Origin of the sequence: Roseibium sp. (assembly GCF_039982295.1) — a bacterium.
GTDB lineage: Bacteria > Pseudomonadota > Alphaproteobacteria > Rhizobiales > Stappiaceae > Roseibium.
The window spans coordinates 112,564-133,196 of the sequence record NZ_JBDWYP010000039.1 but is presented as its reverse complement, the minus strand read 5'-3'; the positions used below and the strand labels follow the sequence as shown (position 1 = coordinate 133,196).

Below are 20,633 nucleotides of genomic sequence, written 5' to 3'. Positions count from 1 at the left end.
TGCCAAATTAAAAATGTTCTGAAAATTACGGAACTATTTGTAATTTAATCGATTTAGCTCCCTACCACCTGCCTTTCAAAAGCCGATGTATTTGTTAGAACGACATCAATTTGATGCGTTGCAAACATGGACAGGCGATCTCGACCCGTCGTTTTCGGATTTGCTGCGCTGGACAACGGGAGAATTAAATGGCTCGCATTACCCTTCGCCAACTGCTCGACCATGCTGCTGAGCACGACTACGGGGTCCCCGCGTTCAACATCAACAATATGGAACAGGCTCTCGCCATCATGGCTGCAGCCGACAAGACCGACGCACCTGTAATCATCCAGGCGTCGCGCGGCGCGAGATCCTACGCCCATGACATCATGCTCAAGCACATGATGGACGCTGTCTGCGAGATCTACCCGCATATCCCGGTCTGTGTTCACCTCGACCACGGCAATGAACCCGCAACTTGTATGACCGCAATCCAGGCCGGGTTCACGTCCGTGATGATGGATGGTTCCCTTGAAGCCGACGGCAAGACACCAGGCGATTGGGACTACAATGTCGGTGTCACCAAGACCGTGACTGATATGGCTCATCTGGGCGGCATCTCGGTCGAGGGCGAACTTGGAGTGCTGGGTTCACTGGAAACCGGCATGGGTGACAAGGAAGATGGCCACGGCGCAGAAGGCAAGCTGACCGAGGACCAACTTCTCACCAACCCGGATGAAGCGGTGAAATTCGTCCAGGAAACCAAGGTCGATGCACTGGCAATTGCCATGGGCACATCGCACGGCGCCTACAAGTTCACGCGCAAGCCCGATGGCGACATTCTGGCAATGCACGTCATCGAAGAGATTCACCGCCGCCTGCCCGATACGCCCTTAGTGATGCATGGCTCGTCATCGGTCCCACAGGACCTGCAGGACATCATCAATCAATACGGCGGTGAGATGCCTCAAACCTGGGGCGTTCCGGTCGAGGAAATCCAGCGCGGCATCAAGCACGGCGTTCGCAAGATCAATATCGACACGGACAACCGGATGGCCATGACTGGCCAGATCCGCAAGATTTTGTCCGAAAACCCGGGCGAATTCGATCCGCGCAAGTATCTGAAGCCAGCCCGTGAAGCGATGGAGAAGCTCTGCGTCTCTCGTCTTGAAGACTTCAACACGGCAGGACAAGCCTCCAAGATCTGCAAGATCGCAACGCTGGCTGAAATGGCAACCAAGTATAAGAGCGGTAGCCTGGACCCGAAAATCGGCTGATATGAAGCCAGACCGGGGCAAACGCCCTGCCGATATCTTTTGAACTTTCAGAGAGAGGGGCCTTGCGTCCCTCTTTCGCCGTCTTTAGGGACAATAGAACGTTGGAATTGCCCTCAAGATCAAGAAACGGAAACACCCGTGAACCGTCCGCGCCTCTTTGTTATCACACCGCCATCTTTTGACACAGCTGCGCTCGCTTTGTCGCTTGACGACGCGTTCAAGGGCGGAGACATCGCATCCGTTCTGATCTACATGCCCGATGCGAATTCCAAAGAGCTGCAAACGGCCGCCGAGACGCTTGTACCGATTATCCAGGCAGGCGGCGCAGCCGCACTGATTTACGGCGACACCCAGGTCGCAGGTCGCAGCGGGGCCGATGGTGCCCATGTTGATTCATCACTGGAAGACGTGAAACTCGCCGTGGAAAGTCTTCAGCCTGCGAAAATCGTCGGCGCCGGTGGAACGAAATTGAAGCATGAGGACATGGAAACAGCGGAAACCGGCATAGATTACCTGTTTCTCGGTCGCCTTGACCTTGAAGAACAGGCATCGCCACATCCCAAAACGCTCTCAAAGGCTGAATGGTGGTCCCAGCTTTTCGAGACGCCTTGCGTCGCCCTTGGTGGCAACACAATAGCTTCGGTTGAAGAAGCGGCTACAACCGGCGCAGATTTCGTGGCCTTGAAGGACGCAATCTGGCAGCATGCAAAAGGAACCGCAGCGGCAGTCACTGAAGCCAATGCCATTTTGGAAAATCACCCGTTTGAGGACATGGACTAATCCATGCAATCGCGAGCCGTCATCTTGAAAGCCTTGATCCTGAGCGCCTCCGCTCTGGTGGCTGGGGCAGGACTTGCCACGGCTCAAGAAACAGCGCCGGAAACAGCAGCAGCAAATAGCACCACTGAGACTGTTACAACCGCTCTGCCTGAAGTAACGCTCAAAGGGCCGACACAAACGCCCCTGCCAAAGCTGCCCGAGGGAACATCGCCGGATGCCGAGTTTGTCTATGGTGTATTTCAGCGCGGCTGGTACCTGACAGCTCTTGCACTAGCAACACCTCTTGCCGAAGCCGGCGATGTGGCAGCCCAGACGCTGATGGGTGTCCTACACGAAACGGGACTTGGCATTCGGCAGGATCCAGTAAAGGCCGCCCAGTGGTACGAGCTTGCTGCTGGTCAGGGAGACCCCGGAGCATCCCTGCAGCTTGCGCAGTTCCATCTTCTCGGCAAGGGTGTCCCTACAGACAAAAAGAAGGCCGCAGATCTTTTTGAAATCGCGGCAGAGTCTGGCAATCCGTCTGCCCTCTATAATCTCGCACTTCTCTATCAGGAAGGCGAGGGTCGCCCTCACGACGAGGACAAGGCGCGTGAGCTTCTGAAGGAAGCTGCCTCTTTGAACGATGCAGACGCGCAGTACGCACTCGGCCTCTCGTTTCTGGAAGGCTTAAGCGGCGTGAATGATGCCGGTCAGGGGGCGTTCTGGCTCGGTCGAGCCGCAAGGCGCGGGCACACATCTGCTCAAATCTACTACGGCATACTGCGTTTTCAGGGCAAAGGCGTAGAGCCGAACGAGCAGGAGGCGGGCGACTGGTTTGAGCGCGCGGCAACGGCCGGCAATCCGGTTGCCATGAACCGCCTTGCGAGATTATACGCTTATGGCCGAGGCCGGGAACTAGACCCCGTGACAGCTGCCGGCTGGCATTATGTCGCCCGCGCGCTAGGCGTTTCAGACTTTCAGCTGGACGGCTTCGTTGAAAGTCTCGACGACGAGACCCGCCTTCAGGCACGCAAGAAAGCAGAGCAATTCTCCGCGACGCTTATTCCAGAAGTTGAAGACCCCAGCCAGAAATCACCCTGACGCGGTAACGCAATTCGCCTTTTTTCCTTGAAACAGTCAGGCAATTGTGTAGGACAGGCTCACATTGGTTCGCGCGGACCGGTTGCGTTCAGTCCTGCGCCATCCATCTTCGTTTCACAAAGTCAATCAAGTCGGTCGTTCCATGAAAATCAACGGTAACGAAATCAAGCCAGGAAACGTTCTTCAACATCAGGACACGCTCTGGGCAGTCGTCAAGACCCAGCACGTGAAGCCTGGCAAGGGCGGAGCGTTTGCGCAGGTGGAGTTGAAAAACCTGATCGACGGCCGCAAGCTCAACGAACGTTTTCGTTCGGAAGACAAGGTTGAGCGCGTCCGGCTTGAGCAAAAGGACTTCCAGTACCTTTACACTCAGGACGATCAGCTCGTCTTCATGGACACTGAGACCTACGAACAGCTCGAACTACAGGCTGACTTCGTCGGAGACCGCTCTGCATTCCTCCAGGATGGCATGATGGTAACCGTGGAGCTGCATGAAGAGCGTCCAATCGGCATCACGCTTCCGCAGTTTGTGACGCTGCAGATCGCAGAAGCCGATGCAGTCGTCAAAGGCCAGACACAGTCTTCATCCTACAAGCCAGCGATGATGGAAAACGGCGTACGCGTCATGGTCCCACCATTTGTGACGGCAGGCGAAAGCATCATTGTCGACACGGGCTCGCTGGAATACGTACGCCGCGCCGACTAAATCTCCCCATTCCATTGACCTGGCCCAGCCCGTAACCTTCAGGCTGGACCCAAGAACTGACGGCACACAAAATGGCCCGCACAGCACTCCTTAATGTCATGGTTCAGGCCGCTATGAAGGCCGGGCGCAGTCTCGTCCGCGACTTCGGCGAGGTTGAAAACCTCCAGGTTTCCCGCAAGGGTCCCGGTGACTTCGTCTCGGCAGCCGATCGCAAGGCCGAAGAGATCATCAAGGCAGAGCTGACAAAGGCGCGGCCGCAGTTCGGTCTGGTCATGGAAGAGAGTGGCGAGATCGAGGGAACTGATGGTCAGCACCGCTGGCATGTGGATCCTCTCGACGGCACAACGAACTTCCTTCACGGCATTCCGATCTTCGCGACCTCGATTGCCCTGGAGCGTCAGGGACAGATCGTCGCCGGAGTGATTTACAACCCGGTCATGGACGAGCTCTACACAGCCGAACGTGGCCGTGGGGCGTTCCTAAATGACCGCCGTTTGCGCGTCGCGGGACGCTCGGAACTGCCCGAAATGGTCTTCGGCACCGGCCTACCTTTCATCGGCAAGGGTGATCATGGCCGTGCGCTGAAGGAACTGCGACATGTCATGCCCGAAGTGGCTGGCATCCGCCGTGGCGGCGCTGCCGCACTCGATCTTGCCTGGACCGCATCGGGCCGTCTCGACGGCTACTGGGAACACAACCTCAACTCCTGGGACATCGCAGCTGGTCTGCTGATGGTCCGCGAGGCTGGCGGCTATGTCTCCGACACCGAAGGCAAGGACAAGATGCTGGAAACAGGCAATGTGGCTGTCGGCAATGAATTTGCCCACAAGCACATCCTGCGCCTGATCAAGCTGGCAAACAGCTGATACCGATAACCCGCCTTCCAGCGACAACCAGCGTGACCGGTCGGCGGAATACCCGACCGGAAAGGCCGCGACACTCTGTTGTCGTTGGTTAACTTACGAATAACGGTTTCCAACCTTTAGGAAATCACGCTATCAATCTTGCCAGGAACAACAGGCGATTGATTGGCGACTCATGGCACGCGACTTTGACCCTTATAGTCTGTCCAGCCCGAAGGCATATCTCTCCTTCATGATCATCTTTCTGGTGATCGTTTCTTTCATTGCATTCATTCTCTATCGGCAGATTTCGGTCGCCTTTTTGAGCAATCCGGGCCTCAACGGCCTGATCATCATGGTCGGCGTCTTTGGCATTCTCTTACTGTTTGGCCGGGTGATCCGCCTCTTCCCCGAGATCTCCTGGGTCAACAGTTTCCGCATCGGCGATCCTGGCCTCGATACGCGTGCCCCGGTGCTCCTTGCCCCAATGGCAACGCTCCTTGGCAACAAGGTCGGTGAAATGGCGCTAACCCCGACAACAGCGCGCTCGATCCTGGATTCCATTGGCATGCGCCTTGAGGAATCGCGCGAGATCTCCCGCTATCTGACGGGCTTGCTTGTTTTCCTGGGCCTTCTCGGCACCTTCTGGGGTCTGCTGCAAACCGTCAGTGCCGTCGGCGCCACCATCCAGTCACTTGATGTGGGATCGGGTGATGCGAATGTGATCTTCGAAGATCTCAAGGCTGGCCTGGAAGCACCATTGTCTGGCATGGGCACCGCATTCTCGTCCTCTCTGTTCGGTCTGACCGGTTCCCTTGTCCTGGGCTTTCTGGATCTTCAGGCCGGACAGGCCCAGAACCGGTTCTACAATGAGCTGGAAGACTGGTTGTCGACCGTCACTGACATTGAGCCTGAAGAAGGCCCAATTCTGGCTGCGCCGACAAACAACAGCGAACAGATCCAGGAATCGATTTCCGAGCTACGGAAGACGATCGAGGAAGGCGGCAGCAAGAACGCCGCCCATGCCATGTCGAACCTCGCCGAAGGCATTCAAGGGCTCGTCAAACACGTTCGTTCCGAGCAGCAAATGATGCGTGACTGGGCCGAGAGCCAGGGCGAGCAGCAAAAGCGGATCGAGAGTCTGCTGACATCCATCTCATCCGCCTTCGACCGAGCTAAGGACTGATCCATGGCCAGTCTGCGCGGTCGTCGCCGTACTCAAAGCACAGACTATTGGCCCGGCTTCGTCGACGCGATGGCGACGCTTCTGCTCGTCATTATTTTCCTGCTTTCAATCTTCATGCTCGCTCAATTCTTCTTGAGCCAACAGCTCTCCGGACGCGATACCGTCCTCAACCGGCTGAACACACAGATTAGCGAGCTGACAGAGCTGCTGGCGCTCGAGCGCGCCAATTCCAGCGAACTTGAGGACACAATCTCCGGACTTCAAGCGAGCCTCGGTGATGCGACCGGCGAACGCGATCGCCTGCTTGGTTTGCTGGATGCAAGCTCGGGCAGTGCGGAAGCCGCAGGAGGCCGCGCTGCGCGGCTGGAGAACCTTCTCGACGACGAAAAGCAGATTTCCCAACGCGCCTTGGCGCAAGTCGAACTTCTGAATCAGCAAATTTCCGCTCTGAGACGCCAAATTGCGGCCGCCAATGCGGCACTCGAAGCCGCAGAGGCAAAGGAAAGCGAAAGTCAAACCAAGATCGCAAGCCTCGGGCGCCGTCTGAATGCAGCGCTTGTCCAGCGAGTACAGGAACTCTCGCGCTACCGCTCCGACTTCTTCGGTCGCCTGCGCGAGATCCTGTCGCAGCGCTCCGACATTCGCGTCGTCGGCGATCGCTTTGTATTTCAGTCTGAAGTCCTGTTTTCGTCAGGCTCGGAAGAAGTGAACCCGGACGGCACTGGCGAACTCGACAAGCTGGCCGAGGCCATTCAGGAGCTCAGCCTTCAAATCCCCGATGAAATCAATTGGGTGCTGCGCGTGGATGGTCACACGGATGCTCGCCCGCTGTCCGGATCCGGCCGTCTGAGAAACAACTGGGAACTGTCTGCTGCCCGAGCGATATCCGTTGTGAGGTATCTGATTGAAAAAGGTGTGGATCCAAAACGCCTGGTCGCCGCAGGCTTTGGAGAATTCCAACCATTGGAAGAAGGCGATACTCCCGAGGCGCTTGCACGCAATCGCCGTATTGAGCTCAAACTGACCGAACGCTAGGGCACGTGTCGGCCAACTCTCGACAAAAAAAGCCGCCGGAACAACCGGCGGCTTTCGAATTTGTTATATCGCCTGCAGGCGCGACTAGGACTGCTCGTCCTCATCTGTATCGTCGCCTTCGGTCTTGAGCGAGTTCAATTTCGCAAAGACCGCGTCAGCATCGATCTCTTCCTCGACCTCACGTTCGATCGGCTTGCTGAAGGCGGCAGCCAAGGCTTCTTCGCTCGTGGTCTCTTCCACTGACATCAGCGTTTCAACTTCACCCTCAGGACGTGGCGGAGCGTTCTTCGCAGCCTTTTCGACTTCCATGTCCAGTTCAAGCTGGCTGCAGAGGCTCAGCGTCACCGGGTCAGACGGAGTAAGGTTGGCCGAATTCCAGTGGGTCCGATCGCGAATGGCAGCAATTGTCGGTTTCGTCGTGCCGACCAGGCGCATGATCTGCGCATCCTTGAGCTCGGGGTGACTGCGCACCAGCCACAAGATCGCATTGGGACGATCCTGGCGGCGGGACACCGGAGTATAGCGCGGGCCTTTACGTTTCGATTCGGGAACAACGACCTTCGAACCCTGCAGCTTCAAAACGTAGTTTGGGTCTGTCTGCGCCTTTTCCAGCTCTTCACGGCTCAACTGGCCCGTCAGAACCGGATCAAGACCCTTGATGCCCTGCGCGGCTTCACCATCGGCAATCGCCTTCACTTCGAGCGGATGCAGTTTGCAGAAACTCGCGATCTGCGTGAAGCTCAGTGCAGTGTTGTCAACAAGCCAGACGGCGGTTGCCTTCGGCATCAGCGGCGTGTTCGCCATCGGTCAAATTCCTCCTGTGGGCTTCCTCACCCGGCAAGGCGAAAAAGCAAAAATTAATTCAAGTTTCATGGGAGCTAGAACCTATATAATATTTCCTTTGCCCAAAGGCAAACACTCCCGCAGGGGTTCTGGAAAACTCCCCTTGCGAAACACATCCCCTCAGCAGCCGGGATCCAGGGATCACTCGACCGTCAAAACGATCTTCCCAATATGACCCGAGCCCTCCATACGCCGGTGTGCCTCGGCAGCTTGCTCAAGGGGAAAGGTGGAATCGAGGACGGGACGGATTTGTCCAGACGACAGAAGCGGCCAGACCTTTTCCTTCAAGGCGGCAGCAATCGCGGCCTTGAACGCTGTATCACGGGGACGCAACGTTGATCCGGTGTGGGTCAACCGCTTCATCATGAGGCGAGAGAAATTCACGTCTTCGGCAAAACCATTTAGCGTCGCGATCTGACAGATCCGTCCCTCGACAGCAGCCACTTTCCAGTTTTTCTCGACATAGTCCCCTCCGACCATATCCAGAATCACGTGAATGCCTTCTTTTCCTGTCGCCTCCAGAAACGCTGAAACGAAGTCGACCTTGTTGTAGTTCACCACATGATCAGCTCCGAGCGCGCGAACCGCCTCTGCCTTTTCCTCAGATCCGACGGTGGTGAAGACCTCCGCGCCAAAGGCTTTTGCAAGCTGGATCGCCGTTGTGCCAATTCCGGACGTCCCACCATGAACCAGGAAGCGTTCGCCCGCTTTCAATCCCACCCGGTCGAAGACGTTGCTCCACACGGTGAAGAATGTCTCCGGGACTGCAGCTGCCTCAATCATCGACATGCCTTCAGGAATTGGCAGGGCATGGCTCTCATGCACCTTGCAGTATTGTGCGTAGCCTCCGCCTGCCACCAATGCCGTGACTTTCTCGCCAATTTCGTAGCTCTTGGCGTCAATGCCTTTGGACACCACCGTCCCACTCACCTCAAGGCCCGGAAGATCAGATGCGTCTTTCGGGGGGGGATAAGCGCCCATCCTCTGAAGCACGTCTGGACGATTGACACCGGCTGCCTCGACCCTGATGAGGATTTCTTCGCCAAGCGGCACAGGCACGTGGCGATCTTCGGCAGCCAGAACGTCCGGACCGCCCGGCGCCGTGATTGCAATCGCTGTCATCTTCCGGGGCAAATCGGTCATGCGCTTTCCTCCAATCAGAACTCACTCCCGTGTAGCGCGCCGCCAGGCGGCTGACAATCGAGCCATGTCGCGATAGTCTGGGAGATAAACCAACGAATTGCACGATCGGGCAGCGAGAACGACAATGGACTCAAAACCTCACACAAGCTCACCCAAAGCAGCAAAGCCGGTCGCCGTGGGTGAAGATTTGTCCCGAGCCTCCGAAGATGAGCTTCGAGAACGTATCACTGTCCTCGAAGCAGAAATCACACGCACGCGAGGTGTCCTTTCTGAGCGAAGTAATATTCGCAGCGCCGCCGATGCCCTCTTCAAAAATGACAATAGCTAAATTTACCAATTACATCCCACTCAAAGACGTTCTGTCTGAATATGGCTCAATCTGTTAGGTAAAACTTTAGCTATTTACCAGCCATTAAGCTTTCCAGGCGATAACCATGTTTATCCAGTCATCTGGATCTCTGAGTGGCTCAAGTCCACTCTGTTTGACGCCTCCCTGTTAATGACTTCGAGCCGCGGCCTTCGCGGCTCTTTTTTTTGGCCCTCCCTGGCGTTATTATGATCTCCGTCACGTTCGTACGACGCCTTTGGCCCAACTGGCACGTCCGTTGCAAATCAGTTGTTCAAGGCGCTGCACCGTCCCACCGTGGCACACCCCTATGAAGAGCATGTCCCATGCGCGTAGTGGTAGCCAGGAAGACATCCGCGGCAAACGAATGAGCAGTAGCAGAAGGCGTATCGAACCATGACGGATGAGAACACCAACCTCAGCGGAACTCCCGAAGCGGTACACTTCGCTCCCCGACTGGCCACCTCTGACACATTCCAGTCACTGTTTCAGGAAGGCATGTCGCTCGTTGAAGAGACCGCTGTCTATCTCGATGGAGACGGACGCACGGAAGCAAAGCTTCTGGAACGCCCGGCCTCACTCGCCTATGCAACAGAATCGATGCGGCTGACCACGCGCCTCATGCAGCTGGCGTCCTGGCTTCTCCTGCAACGCGCCGTCAACGAGGGCGAAATGTCCCGGGAACAAGCTGGCGCCGAAAAGAACAAGGTGCGCCTCGACCGTTTGAGCAGCGCCTCGACAGGCCCCGCCTGGGAAGACCTGCCCGACAGCCTCAAGGAACTGGTCAACCGGTCGGTGCGCTTACAAGAGCGCGTCGTGCACCTGGATCAGATGCTCTACCAGGACAAGGAACAGGAAGCAGCTGACGCCGAAGGAAATCCGGTCGTTGCACAGCTCAACCAGCTGCACGCTGCATTTGGAAACGCAGGCTGATCCATAGAGGCCATGTAAAAGAGCTATCTTGAAAGCCGCCGCAAGGCGGCTTTTTTCGTTTAAGCGCAGGCTTTCCAGGCTCAGGCCGCAAACATTCGCACAAAAAAAGACCCGGCCAAGGCCGGGTCTCGTATCAAGCGCTTAACTTCGCAGCTCTTAGGAGCCGAGGAAGCCTGCGAACTTGTTCTTGAAGCGGGACACGCGGCCGCCACGGTCCATGATCTGACGGTCGCCACCGGTCCATGCCGGGTGAGATGTCGGATCGATGTCGAGGGTCAGCGTATCGCCTTCAGCACCATAGGTGGAGCGAGTTGTGAATTCTGTACCATCGGTCATCACGACCTTGATGGTGTGGTAGTCGGGATGCGTATCCGCTTTCATGGCTGTCCTTTCCTGCACATCGAGCGCTTCCGATCGAGGGAAATAGCTCTGAGGTGCAAACGAAACTAATGGGCCGCCAATCCGCCAATGGATACAGCCCAGGAAACATGGAGACGGGCTATACCCCATGCAGTGGGATGAAACAAGGGGTCTGCGCGATTCCGGCGCGGCAAAATACCTCTTGGTTTTCACGACGCAATCACCCAAGTCTATCGGCATGGAATCAGGACTGATTTAGGGGCACGAACATTGGTCGGCACGGAACAGGCAAAACGCGATGATACGGACGAACGGCGCAAGTTTCTGCGACCGCTCGCGCGGCTGTTGCCTTACCTTGGCCGTTACAAATCCATGGTCGCCGGAGCACTGATCGCCCTGATTTCAGCCGCGGTCTTCACGCTGATCTTGCCAACCGCCGTCCGTCAGATGATTGATCGCGGCTTTGGCGGAGACAACTCCGATCTCATCAACAACTACTTCGGCCTCCTGCTGGCCGTGGTCGCAGCTCTCGCACTGGCCAGTTCCATTCGCTACTACTTGGTCATGTGGATCGGGGAACGCGTTGTCGCAGACGTACGAAGCGATGTCTTCGCCCACATGACGGAACTGAGCCCAGCGTTTTACGACCGCTCAAAGTCGGGCGAGATCCTGTCTCGTCTCACTGCCGACACCACCCAGATAAAATCGGCCTTCGGCGCAAGCGCATCACTGGCCATGCGCAACTTCGTGCTCTTTATCGGTGCGGTAATCATGATGCTTGTCACCAGCCCAGGCCTGTCGATCATCGTCCTTGCCGCAATACCGATCATTCTCCTCCCGCTGATCGGCTTTGGCCGGAAGGTTCGCAAACGCTCCCGTTTCGCTCAGGACACGCTCGCCGATGCGGCCGCCTATGCCAGCGAAATGCTTGGGAACATCCGCACCCTGCAAGCCTTCACCCATGAAATGCAGGCAGCGAGGCGTTTTTCAAGCGCCGCCGAAGGTGCCTTCCACGCAGCGAGGAAGGCGACGCGTGAGCGGGCAATCCTGACGTTTTTTGCCATGTTCATCATCGGCGCAAGTGTGGTCGCCGTTCTTTGGATCGGCGCAAACAACGTTCTCACCGGCACGATGAGCGGCGGTGAGCTTGGTCAGTTTCTGCTCTACTCAATCCTCGCCGCCAGCTCACTTGCAGGACTGTCGGAAGTCTGGGGCGAGCTCTCACTGGCCGCTGGCGCGGCCGAACGCCTGAGTGAGCTGCTGGAGATTGAGCCCCGGATAGCAGCTCCCGCAAATCCGGAAGCCCTTCCCTCGCCCGAAAAGATCAGCATCGATTTCGACCACACCTCATTCGCATATGAGGCCGCCGAAGACACGCCTGTGGTTCACGACGTTGCGCTGAAGGTGGAGCCTGGCGAAACGGTGGCGGTTGTCGGACCTTCCGGCGCGGGAAAATCGACCCTGTTTCATCTGTTGATGCGTTTTTATGATCCCGTTTCCGGACAGGTCACCCTGAACGGTGTGGATCTGAGACAGCTCGTCCCAAAGGATCTGCGCAGCCATATGGCACTCGTTCCTCAGGATGCAGCAATCTTCGCGGCAAGCATCGCAGAGAACATCGCTTATGGGAAACCAGACGCGACCAACGAGGAAATAGAGGCTGCAGCGCGTGCAGCATCCGCACATGACTTCATTTCGGCCACCTCCGCTGGTTACAACACAATGGTCGGCGAAAAGGGCATGACCTTGTCCGGCGGGCAGAGACAACGTATCGCAATCGCCCGCGCGATCCTCAAGGACGCTCCGATCCTGCTTCTGGATGAAGCAACCAGCGCACTCGACGCTGAAAGCGAGCAGCTCGTCCAACAGGCCCTCGACCGGCTTATGGAAGGCAGAACGACGCTCGTGATTGCACATCGTCTCGCAACGGTACTGAAAGCAGACAGAATTGTCGTTATGGATGCAGGGCGGGTCGTGGAAATAGGAACCCATGCCGAACTCACCGCGCGTGCAGGCCTCTATGCAAAACTGGCCCGACTGCAATTCGATGCAGGGGCCAGCAAAGCAAGTCAGACCTAAACGGCTCTGGAAACAGCCCAGAATTCAGTCGGCGTCGGGAACAGCCACTGTGTAATTCAGAGGCATGCGGCCGCCGTCGGCGTAGATTGTCTGTCCGGTAACATAGCTCGCATCCGAGGAGGCGAGGAAAGCTGCAACACCAGCGATCTCGGAAGGTTCGCCGACCCGTTGAAGAGGTGTACGCGACAGAATCCGGTTGCGCGCTGCCGGATCGTCGTTCACTGACGAGAGCATCTCCGTCATGATCGAACCAGGTCCAATAGCATTCACGCGAATGCCATACGGCGCGAGCGCAAGCGCGCTGGTCTTCGTCAGTTGCGAGACACCACCCTTGGAGACGCAGTAGGGAATCTGGTTCGGAATCGCCAGTACCGCATTAACCGAAGACATGTTGATGATGGTGCCAGGCTCGCCACCGGCCTGGACCTTCTCCGCCATGTGACGGGCAACTGCCTGGCTGCACAGGAACGTACCCTTGAGGTTGATCGAAAGGACCCGGTCGAAATCCTCTTCTTCAAGCTCCAGAAAATCCGCACCGACAACGACGCCTGCGTTGTTCACGAGAATATCGACATCACCGTAGGCGTTGATCGTTTCCGCCACGAGATTGCGAACATCGAGACGCTCGGCAACATTGCAATGCACATATGTCGCATCACCAATCTTGTTCAGATCATCGGCTGCAGATTGCCCGGCCTCGTCATCGACATCGGCAATAACCACTTTGGCGCCGTCCATGACGAACCGTTTCGCGACAGCAAAACCAATACCACGGGCAGCGCCAGTGATGATGGCAACCTTATTTTCAAGGGACACGGAAAACCTCTTGGCCTTTTAAAAAATCGGGCCGCCGAAGCGGCGACCCGAACCATAAGAGCATGTTTTCCAGCTGTCGATGGGTTTTACCAGATCAGTTTTGAACCCGGATCCCATGCTCCTGGAGTGCTTCGGCGATCTCGTCGAGGATGGCAGGGTCGTCGATCGTTGCTGGCATCTTGTAGCTTTCCTGATCTGCAATCTGCCGCATGGTTGCTCTCAAGATCTTGCCCGAACGCGTTTTCGGTAGGCGATCCACGGTGATGGCGAGCTTGAAAGCCGCCACTGGGCCAATCTTCTCACGCACCAATTTGACAAGCTCGGCCTCGATCTGCTCGTGAGATTGTTCGACCCCCGCTTTCAGCACAGCAAAACCGCAAGGCAGCTGACCCTTCAACTTGTCCGCGATGCCAATCACGGCACATTCCGCCACGGCCGGGTGCGTCGCAAGAACTTCTTCCATGGCACCGGTCGAAAGACGATGTCCGGCAACGTTGATGATATCGTCCGTGCGGGACATGATCGAAAGATATCCGTCTTCGTCGATGATGCCGGCGTCCGAGGTTTTGTAGTAGCCTGGGAATTCTGCGAGATACGCATCGTGGAAACGCTGCTCGGCATTCCAAAGTGTCGGCAAACATCCGGGAGGCATCGGCAATTTCACGACGATGTTGCCAAGAGTATTTGCCGGAAGCGGATGTCCGGCGTCATCCAGAATCTGGACATCGTAGCCCGGCATCGGCACTGTCGGGGAGCCCGGTTTCACGGGCAATCGCCCAAGACCAAGCGGGTTTCCGACCATGCACCAGCCCGACTCGGTCTGCCACCAATGGTCGACGATAGGCACCTGAAGCTGATCCGCAGCCCAGTTGACCGTATCAGGATCCGCGCGTTCACCTGCAAGGAACAAGGATCTGAACTGCGACAAGTCGTAGTTGCCGATCAATTTACCCTCAGGATCTTCCTTGCGAATGGCGCGGAAGGCTGTCGGAGCGGTGAACAGCGAAACGACGGAATGCTCCGAGATCACGCGCCAGAAGACTCCGGCATCGGGTGTCCCGACCGGTTTTCCTTCGAACATGATCGTGGTGCAACCATGCAAAAGCGGACCGTAGACGATGTAGGAGTGCCCGACGACCCAGCCGACGTCTGACGCTGCCCAGAAAACCTCGCCCGGGTCGATGCCATAGAGGTTAGACATTGACCATTTCAGGGCCACCATATGGCCACCATTGTCTCGAACCACACCCTTGGGCTGGCCTGTTGTACCTGAAGTATAGAGAACATAGAGCGGGTCTGTCGCCTTGACGGCAACGCATTCGACCTCCCGGCCTTCCGCAAGCTCCTCTTGCATCAGGGCGCCGAGGTCATGATCCCGCCCCTCCTGCAGAGTTGCGAGGGCCTGCTCTCTTTGAATCACGAGACAGCTCTCGATCTTGTGGGAGGCCTGCTCGACAGCGGCATCGATCAAGGGCTTGTAGGCGATGACCCTCCCCGGCTCGATGCCACAAGAGGCTGCAATGATTGCTTTTGGAGTTGCATCATTGATCCTGGTCGCCAGTTCTGCAGCGGCGAACCCGCCAAAAACCACCGAGTGGATCGCGCCGATACGGGCGCACGCCAGCATCGCCATCGCCGCCTCGGGAATCATTGGCATGTAGATGATTACCCGGTCGCCTTTCTGGATCCCCTGGTCCAGCAGCACACCAGCCATCGCCTGAACACGATCCAGCAGTTCTTCGTAGCTGTAGCTCGCCTGCTTGCCGGTGATCGGGCTGTCGTAAATCAGCGCCGGCTGACCGCGACGTCCCCGTTCGACATGGCGGTCAAGGCAATTGTAGCAGGTGTTGCATTCCCAGCCAGGAAACCATCGACCATACTGTCCCTGATCAGCATCGAACACCTGTTCGCCCCGCACGGACCAGTCGATCTCGGAGGCAGCCGTCTTCCAGAAACCGAAAGGGTCATGCTTCCAGGATTGATAGGTTGCAGCATAGCGGCTCGTCATTGTGGTTTCTCCTCCCATTGGCCATCGCACCTCACTCAACGACAACCCTTTGGCCGAGAGAGTGCGGTAACATGCGAGTGTCGCGCAAGACCCTCGCCCTAAGACATTCGCAGGGGCCGGGACTTTACCTAGAAGCAAACCCGTGATTGATTGCCGCTCCCCTCTGCACTCCCGATTTTTCCGAAACGATCTCCATGCATCCGATCCCCGATCCCTATTTCTACGCCGCAGCGATTCCGGCGGTCATCCTCGCTGGCCTGTCGAAAGGCGGCTTCGGCGGATCCATGGCCATGCTGGCTGTCCCGATCCTCTCGCTCGTCGTTTCACCGATTCAGGCAGCCGGCATCATGCTTCCGATCCTTGTTGCAATGGATGTGGTTGGCCTGTTCGCCTACAAGGGCCGCGCGGACCGACGCAGCCTCATGATCTTGCTGCCTGCCGCCATGGCCGGTATTGCCGTTGGCTGGGCAACCGCAACGCTTGTGAACCAGTCTTTTGTCCGCCTGCTGGTCGGCGTCATTTCACTGATCTTCGTTGCTGACTATCTGCTTAAAAGCGCACGTGCGAACGAGGCGCGCGAGCACAACGTAGGCAAGGGGCTGATATGCGGAGCCATCGCAGGCTTCACCAGCTTTGTCAGCCATACCGGAGCCCCGCCATTTCAGCTCTACATGATGCCGCTCAGGCTCGCCCCAACGCTTTTTGCCGGTACAGCGGTGATATTCTTTTCGGTCGTCAATGCGCTGAAGCTGATACCGTATTTCATGCTTGGGCAGTTCGACACCGTAAACCTCGCGACCTCCGCAATGCTGCTGCCGCTCGCGCCCCTTGCGACGGCCGTCGGCGTGTGGTTGGTCAGGATCGTGGACCAAGGCATTTTTTACAAGATGACCTACGCAATCATGACCGTCGTCGGCATCAAACTTGTCTGGGATGGTGCAACTGCCCTGGCAGGCTGAATACGCCTTAAGACAGATTGCAGACGGTTCGAATTATCGTTTTGATAGCGCTCAAGTAACGATCAGGGAGGATCTGGCCATGAGCGGCGGCGAACATCCATTTTCATTCGGTCTGGAAAAGAATGAGGCCAACCACGCCTCGCTGAGTCCGTTGAGCTTTCTCGCCCGCGCCGCAGACGTCTTTCCGCAAAGAATCGCGATCGTTCATGGCGCACAAAGGACCGATTATCGGACCTTTTATGCCCGGACGCGTCAATTGGCTTCCTCGCTCGCCCATGCAGGTGTCGGCAAGAACGACACCGTGACTGTCATGCTGCCGAACTCACCGCCGATGCTTGAGGCCCACTACGGCGTTCCGATGACCGGCGCAGTACTTCACTCCCTGAATACGCGCCTGGACGCCGCAGTCATCGCGTTTCAGTTGGACCACGCCGATACAAAGGTATTGATCACCGACCGGGAGTTTTCGCCGGTCATGGAAGAAGCGCTTGCGCTCGCCAGTGTGAATCCGATCATCATTGATTATTCGGACCTTGAGTTCCCCCAGGACGGAAAGCGGCTCGGCACACTCGACTATGAAGCTTTTGTCGCGGATGGAGATGCGAATTTCGCGTGGTCATTGCCCGTAGACGAATGGGATGCAATCTCGCTGAACTACACCTCCGGAACGACAGGCAACCCGAAAGGCGTCGTCTATCATCACAGAGGGGCCTACCTGCTGGCGCAGGCGAACATTCTCACCACGTCGATGGCCAAACATCCGGTGTATCTCTGGACCTTGCCCATGTTTCACTGCAACGGCTGGTGTTTTCCCTGGGCCATCTCCGTGGTCGCTGGAACCCATGTGTGCTTGCGCTGGGTCCGCCCAAAAGCCATGTGGGATCTGATCGCCGATGAGGGTGTGACGCATCTGTGTGGTGCGCCAATTATCATGTCGACGCTTCTTGGCTCAGCAGCAGAAGACAAGCGGGAACTCAGCCATGAGGTCGAGTTCTTCACCGCTGCCGCTCCGCCACCTGAAAGCGTCCTGTCGGCCATGAAAGATGCCGGTTTCAACGTCACTCACCTCTATGGCCTGACAGAAGTCTATGGCCCGGCTGTCGTAAACGACTGGCAGACTGAATGGGACACGCTGCCCCCAGCCGAACAGGCGGCCAGAAAAGCCCGCCAGGGCGTGCGCTATGTTGCCCTGGAGGACCTCACGGTCCTCGACCCGGAGACCATGCAGCCGGTTCCCGCCGACGGTGAGACGATTGGCGAAGTCATGTTCAAGGGCAATGTGGTGATGAAGGGCTACCTGAAAAACCCGGAAGCCACGGCGGAGGCCTTTGCCGGTGGCTGGTTTCATTCAGGCGACCTAGGCGTGAAGTATCCTGACGGCTACATCCAGTTGAAGGATCGGTCCAAGGACATCATCATTTCGGGTGGAGAGAACATCTCCTCCATCGAGATCGAAGAAGTTCTATACAAGCATCCGGACGTCGCATCTGCCGCGGTCGTCGCTCGGCCTGATGAAAAATGGGGAGAAACTCCCTGCGCCTTTGTGGAATTGAGGCAGGGCACCGAAAGGACTGACGCGGAGATTATCTCCTTCTGTCGGGAGCATCTCGCCGGCTTCAAGTCACCCAAGACCGTGGTCTTCTGTGAACTTCCCAAAACGTCGACGGGCAAAATCCAAAAGTACGAACTACGAGAGCAAGCGAAGTTGCTCTGAACAGAGTTCAAAAACAAAAAACGCCGCGGTCAGGGCCGCGGCGCGTTTCAAAACAGCTCCAGCTTCAGTGGAGCGTTTCGTCAGTTCGTATTCGCTCGATCTGATCTTTGATCTTGAGCTTCTTTCGTTTCATATCGGCCAATTCCAGGGAGTCCGTACTCGGGTGAAGAAGTGCGACTTCGATCTTGCGTTCCAGTGCGGCGTGACGGCGCTCGAGTTCTGCGAGATGCGACTGCATGGACATGGAATTGCCTCCTGTCTGTTGGGCCAAACAGGAACACCGTGCCACAAGAAGACGGGGCTTGTCGAACCCTGTTTACGTAACGGGAGAATTATTTTGCCGACTTGGGCCGAGTTTCAGATTTCAGCCTTTAGAAAGGCTGAAATTTAACGATCAAACCCTTGAGAAAATTGAAACTGAGAGTGGGTTCAGCAGCTTATAGAATTGCAAGCGAAGACGCACTGTGGCATGCCTAGTTTGCCTTCGGGGTCATCTGCATGTCTTTGCCTGTGGATGTTTGTGAAAAATCCCGTCGCCGTGAGGACACACTCACCGGTTGAGAGGCTTTCGGGGGAGTGGAATGGCTGACACGGAAGACAAAGCCGTAAGAATCGAGCTGGGACAATTGCGCCAGGAACATCGAGATCTCGATGCAGCTGTCGAGGCCCTGTCCGTTGCAGGCAATGCCGATGCCCTTCAGATGCAGCGGCTCAAGAAGAAGAAGCTCCTCATCAAGGACCGTATTTCCAGTCTCGAAGACCAGTTGTTCCCCGACATAATCGCATGAGTTTCATGGCGCCCAGGCGTCCTGGCAATGCTGGAAATCTAGTCTTGCATAGGCGCCGTACCTGCCTATACTCCGCGCCTTTCCAAAAGACGCTCAAGCATCCGGGATAAGCCACGTGCCAAAAGCCGAAGTTGCCATCATCATGGGGAGCCAGTCCGACTGGCCGACGATGAAACATGCTGCCGATGTTCTGGACGAGCTCGGGATCGCCTTCGATGCACGCATTGTTTCAGCTCACCGCACACCCGACCGAATGTATGACTTCGCTAAGAGCGCAAAAGATGATGGCTTTAAGGTCATCATCGCGGGCGCTGGCGGCGCGGCTCATCTGCCAGGCATGACCGCTGCCTTGACGCCACTCCCGGTGTTTGGCGTGCCGATCGAAAGCCGCGCCCTGTCCGGCGAAGACAGCTTGCTTTCCATTGTGCAGATGCCCGGAGGCATTCCTGTTGGCACATTGGCGATCGGCAAAGCGGGCGCGACGAACGCGGCCTTGCTCGCCGCTGCAGTTCTCGCGTTGATGAATCCGAAAATCGAACAGGCGCTCGACGACTACCGTTCGGCAAGAACCGCCGCGGTCACCGAGCGGCCCGTCGACAGCTAACCACCAGTCATCACTTCTTGCGAAGGAACCGTCCATGAGCAACGAGATCCGCCTCAAGCCCGGAGACACAATCGGGATCCTCGGCGGTGGCCAGCTCGGCCGGATGCTCTCGCTCGCTGCTGCCAGTCTTGGATTGAAAACCCATGTTTTCTGTCCGGACCCAAGCAGCCCCGCGTTCGATGTTTCGTTTACGCATACGGTCGCACCTTACGAGGACATTGCAGCGCTCGACACGTTTGCCGCCTCTTGCGGCATCGTGACCTATGAGTTCGAAAACGTTCCCGGACCGACCGCTGCACATCTCGCAAGCCGGGTCCCCGTTCGCCCGGGCGTAAAGGCGCTCGAGGTTTCTCAAGACCGCTTCAATGAAAAGGAATTTCTCCGTTCAGCCGGCGTCGCAATCGCCGATTTTGCGACCGTCGACAGTGACGACGATCTGCAAGCAGCTCTGACGCGTCTCGGCGGTTCGGGCGTCCTGAAGACCCGTCGCTTTGGCTATGACGGCAAAGGACAGGTCATGATCCGCACCGCGGACGACGCCAGAGGCGCTTTCGACAAGATCGGCAGCGCTCCAGCCGTGCTTGAAAAACTGATCCCCTTTGAACGCGAAGTTTCCGTGATTGTCGCGCGCGACGTCGACGGCACATGCCAGGCCTACGACATTGCCGAGAACCATCACGAAAACCACATTCTGAAGACGTCGACCGTACCAGCGCGTGTTTCCGAGACGACAGCATCAATGGCAAGGGACATGGCGGAGCGTATCGCGTCGAGCCTCGATTATGTCGGAGTAATGGGCGTCGAAATGTTCTTGAGTGGCTCAGGTGCGGAAGAAACGCTTCTGGTCAACGAAATCGCCCCGCGTGTGCATAATTCCGGGCACTGGACGGAAGACGCTTGTCTGACCTCCCAGTTCGAGCAGCACATTCGCGCCGTAGCCGGTTGGCAACTTGGCTCAGGCAACCGCCACTCCGATGTTGTCATGGAAAACCTGATCGGTGACGAATGCGATACATGGCCTGCAGTTCTCGCCGACCCATCCGCTCGACTGCACCTATACGGCAAGGCGGAAGCCAGACCAGGCCGCAAGATGGGCCACGTGAACCGCATCACGCCCAAATCAAGCTGACCCAATGAGACAAGGCTGCGCTTTGG

Annotated in this window: 21 protein-coding genes; 15 read left to right on the top strand and 6 right to left on the bottom strand. The window is 57.0% G+C overall.

The genetic code is table 11. The features are described 5' to 3' along the window. Positions 1-188 precede the first annotated feature (188 nt). The 7 genes from fba to ABJZ52_RS07990 all read left to right on the top strand — a co-directional run bounded on the left by fba (position 189) and on the right by ABJZ52_RS07990 (position 6,885). A complete protein-coding gene (gene fba, locus ABJZ52_RS08020; RefSeq protein ID WP_348184647.1) occupies positions 189-1,256 on the top strand; it encodes a class II fructose-bisphosphate aldolase in 1,068 nt (355 codons plus the stop codon). Between the two features lie 93 nt (positions 1,257-1,349). Continuing rightward, a complete protein-coding gene (locus tag ABJZ52_RS08015; RefSeq protein WP_348184794.1) occupies positions 1,350-2,036 on the top strand; it encodes a thiamine phosphate synthase in 687 nt (228 codons plus the stop codon). Between the two features lie 3 nt (positions 2,037-2,039). Further along, on the top strand, positions 2,040-3,116 hold the full coding sequence (locus ABJZ52_RS08010) for a tetratricopeptide repeat protein (protein WP_348184645.1): 1,077 nt from the start codon (positions 2,040-2,042) through the stop codon (positions 3,114-3,116). Positions 3,117-3,258: 142 nt separating this feature from the next. Beyond that, positions 3,259-3,822 (top strand): elongation factor P, encoded by a 564-nt coding sequence (efp, locus tag ABJZ52_RS08005; protein ID WP_348184643.1) that lies wholly within the window; start codon positions 3,259-3,261, stop codon positions 3,820-3,822. A gap of 71 nt (positions 3,823-3,893) precedes the next feature. After that, positions 3,894-4,688, top strand: a complete 795-nt coding sequence (locus ABJZ52_RS08000; RefSeq protein ID WP_348184641.1) for an inositol monophosphatase family protein — start codon at positions 3,894-3,896, stop codon at positions 4,686-4,688. Positions 4,689-4,860: 172 nt separating this feature from the next. Next, the gene (locus ABJZ52_RS07995; RefSeq protein ID WP_348184639.1) at positions 4,861-5,850 is read left to right on the top strand and encodes a flagellar motor protein MotA; all 990 of its coding nucleotides are present in this window, start codon (positions 4,861-4,863) and stop codon (positions 5,848-5,850) included. A 3-nt stretch (positions 5,851-5,853) separates the two neighbouring features. Then, positions 5,854-6,885 carry a peptidoglycan -binding protein gene (locus ABJZ52_RS07990; protein WP_192109303.1) on the top strand — a complete coding sequence of 344 codons (1,032 nt, stop codon included), beginning with the start codon at positions 5,854-5,856 and terminating at the stop codon, positions 6,883-6,885. Between the two features lie 84 nt (positions 6,886-6,969). Here ABJZ52_RS07990 and ABJZ52_RS07985 read toward each other — a convergent pair whose 3' ends face one another. Next, positions 6,970-7,689, bottom strand: a complete 720-nt coding sequence (locus ABJZ52_RS07985; RefSeq protein ID WP_348184636.1) for a cell cycle transcriptional regulator TrcR — start codon at positions 7,687-7,689, stop codon at positions 6,970-6,972. A gap of 180 nt (positions 7,690-7,869) precedes the next feature. Then, complete coding sequence (locus ABJZ52_RS07980; protein WP_348184634.1) at positions 7,870-8,871, bottom strand: NAD(P)H-quinone oxidoreductase; 1,002 nt, start codon at positions 8,869-8,871, stop codon at positions 7,870-7,872. A gap of 124 nt (positions 8,872-8,995) precedes the next feature. Here ABJZ52_RS07980 and ABJZ52_RS07975 point away from each other — a divergent pair, with 124 nt between their 5' ends. Together ABJZ52_RS07975 and ABJZ52_RS07970 are read left to right on the top strand one after the other, a co-directional pair. Then, positions 8,996-9,199, top strand: a complete 204-nt coding sequence (locus ABJZ52_RS07975; RefSeq protein WP_348184632.1) for a DUF1192 domain-containing protein — start codon at positions 8,996-8,998, stop codon at positions 9,197-9,199. Positions 9,200-9,613: 414 nt separating this feature from the next. Continuing rightward, positions 9,614-10,150: a DUF1465 family protein gene (locus ABJZ52_RS07970; protein WP_348184630.1), complete on the top strand. Its 537-nt coding sequence runs from the start codon at positions 9,614-9,616 to the stop codon at positions 10,148-10,150. Between the two features lie 156 nt (positions 10,151-10,306). On the opposite strand, the gene rpmE is transcribed toward ABJZ52_RS07970, so the two are convergent. Further along, positions 10,307-10,531, bottom strand: coding sequence for a 50S ribosomal protein L31 (rpmE, locus tag ABJZ52_RS07965; protein WP_153771902.1), 225 nt, complete (start codon positions 10,529-10,531; stop codon positions 10,307-10,309). 249 nt (positions 10,532-10,780) lie between these two features. Between rpmE and ABJZ52_RS07960 the strand changes: the two genes are divergently transcribed. Continuing rightward, positions 10,781-12,589 (top strand): ABC transporter transmembrane domain-containing protein, encoded by a 1,809-nt coding sequence (locus ABJZ52_RS07960; RefSeq protein ID WP_348184628.1) that lies wholly within the window; start codon positions 10,781-10,783, stop codon positions 12,587-12,589. A 24-nt stretch (positions 12,590-12,613) separates the two neighbouring features. On the opposite strand, the gene ABJZ52_RS07955 is transcribed toward ABJZ52_RS07960, so the two are convergent. After that, entirely contained in the window at positions 12,614-13,405 is a 792-nt protein-coding gene (locus ABJZ52_RS07955; RefSeq protein ID WP_348184626.1) for a 3-oxoacyl-ACP reductase family protein, read from the bottom strand. Positions 13,406-13,499: 94 nt separating this feature from the next. Next, complete coding sequence (locus ABJZ52_RS07950) at positions 13,500-15,413, bottom strand: propionyl-CoA synthetase (protein ID WP_348184624.1); 1,914 nt, start codon at positions 15,411-15,413, stop codon at positions 13,500-13,502. A gap of 194 nt (positions 15,414-15,607) precedes the next feature. Here ABJZ52_RS07950 and ABJZ52_RS07945 point away from each other — a divergent pair, with 194 nt between their 5' ends. Continuing rightward, positions 15,608-16,372: a sulfite exporter TauE/SafE family protein gene (locus ABJZ52_RS07945; protein ID WP_348184792.1), complete on the top strand. Its 765-nt coding sequence runs from the start codon at positions 15,608-15,610 to the stop codon at positions 16,370-16,372. Positions 16,373-16,451: 79 nt separating this feature from the next. After that, positions 16,452-18,086, top strand: coding sequence for an acyl-CoA synthetase (locus ABJZ52_RS07940; protein WP_348184622.1), 1,635 nt, complete (start codon positions 16,452-16,454; stop codon positions 18,084-18,086). 64 nt (positions 18,087-18,150) lie between these two features. On the opposite strand, the gene ABJZ52_RS07935 is transcribed toward ABJZ52_RS07940, so the two are convergent. Next, positions 18,151-18,330 (bottom strand): DUF465 domain-containing protein, encoded by a 180-nt coding sequence (locus tag ABJZ52_RS07935; RefSeq protein WP_348184620.1) that lies wholly within the window; start codon positions 18,328-18,330, stop codon positions 18,151-18,153. A 337-nt stretch (positions 18,331-18,667) separates the two neighbouring features. On the opposite strand from ABJZ52_RS07935, the gene ABJZ52_RS07930 reads away from it, so the two are divergent. The 3 genes from ABJZ52_RS07930 to ABJZ52_RS07920 all read left to right on the top strand — a co-directional run bounded on the left by ABJZ52_RS07930 (position 18,668) and on the right by ABJZ52_RS07920 (position 20,607). Further along, positions 18,668-18,874 (top strand): DUF465 domain-containing protein, encoded by a 207-nt coding sequence (locus ABJZ52_RS07930; RefSeq protein WP_348184618.1) that lies wholly within the window; start codon positions 18,668-18,670, stop codon positions 18,872-18,874. 115 nt (positions 18,875-18,989) lie between these two features. After that, positions 18,990-19,478, top strand: coding sequence for a 5-(carboxyamino)imidazole ribonucleotide mutase (gene purE / locus ABJZ52_RS07925; protein WP_289036216.1), 489 nt, complete (start codon positions 18,990-18,992; stop codon positions 19,476-19,478). 34 nt (positions 19,479-19,512) lie between these two features. Further along, positions 19,513-20,607, top strand: coding sequence for a 5-(carboxyamino)imidazole ribonucleotide synthase (locus tag ABJZ52_RS07920; RefSeq protein ID WP_348184615.1), 1,095 nt, complete (start codon positions 19,513-19,515; stop codon positions 20,605-20,607). Positions 20,608-20,633 lie beyond the last annotated feature (26 nt).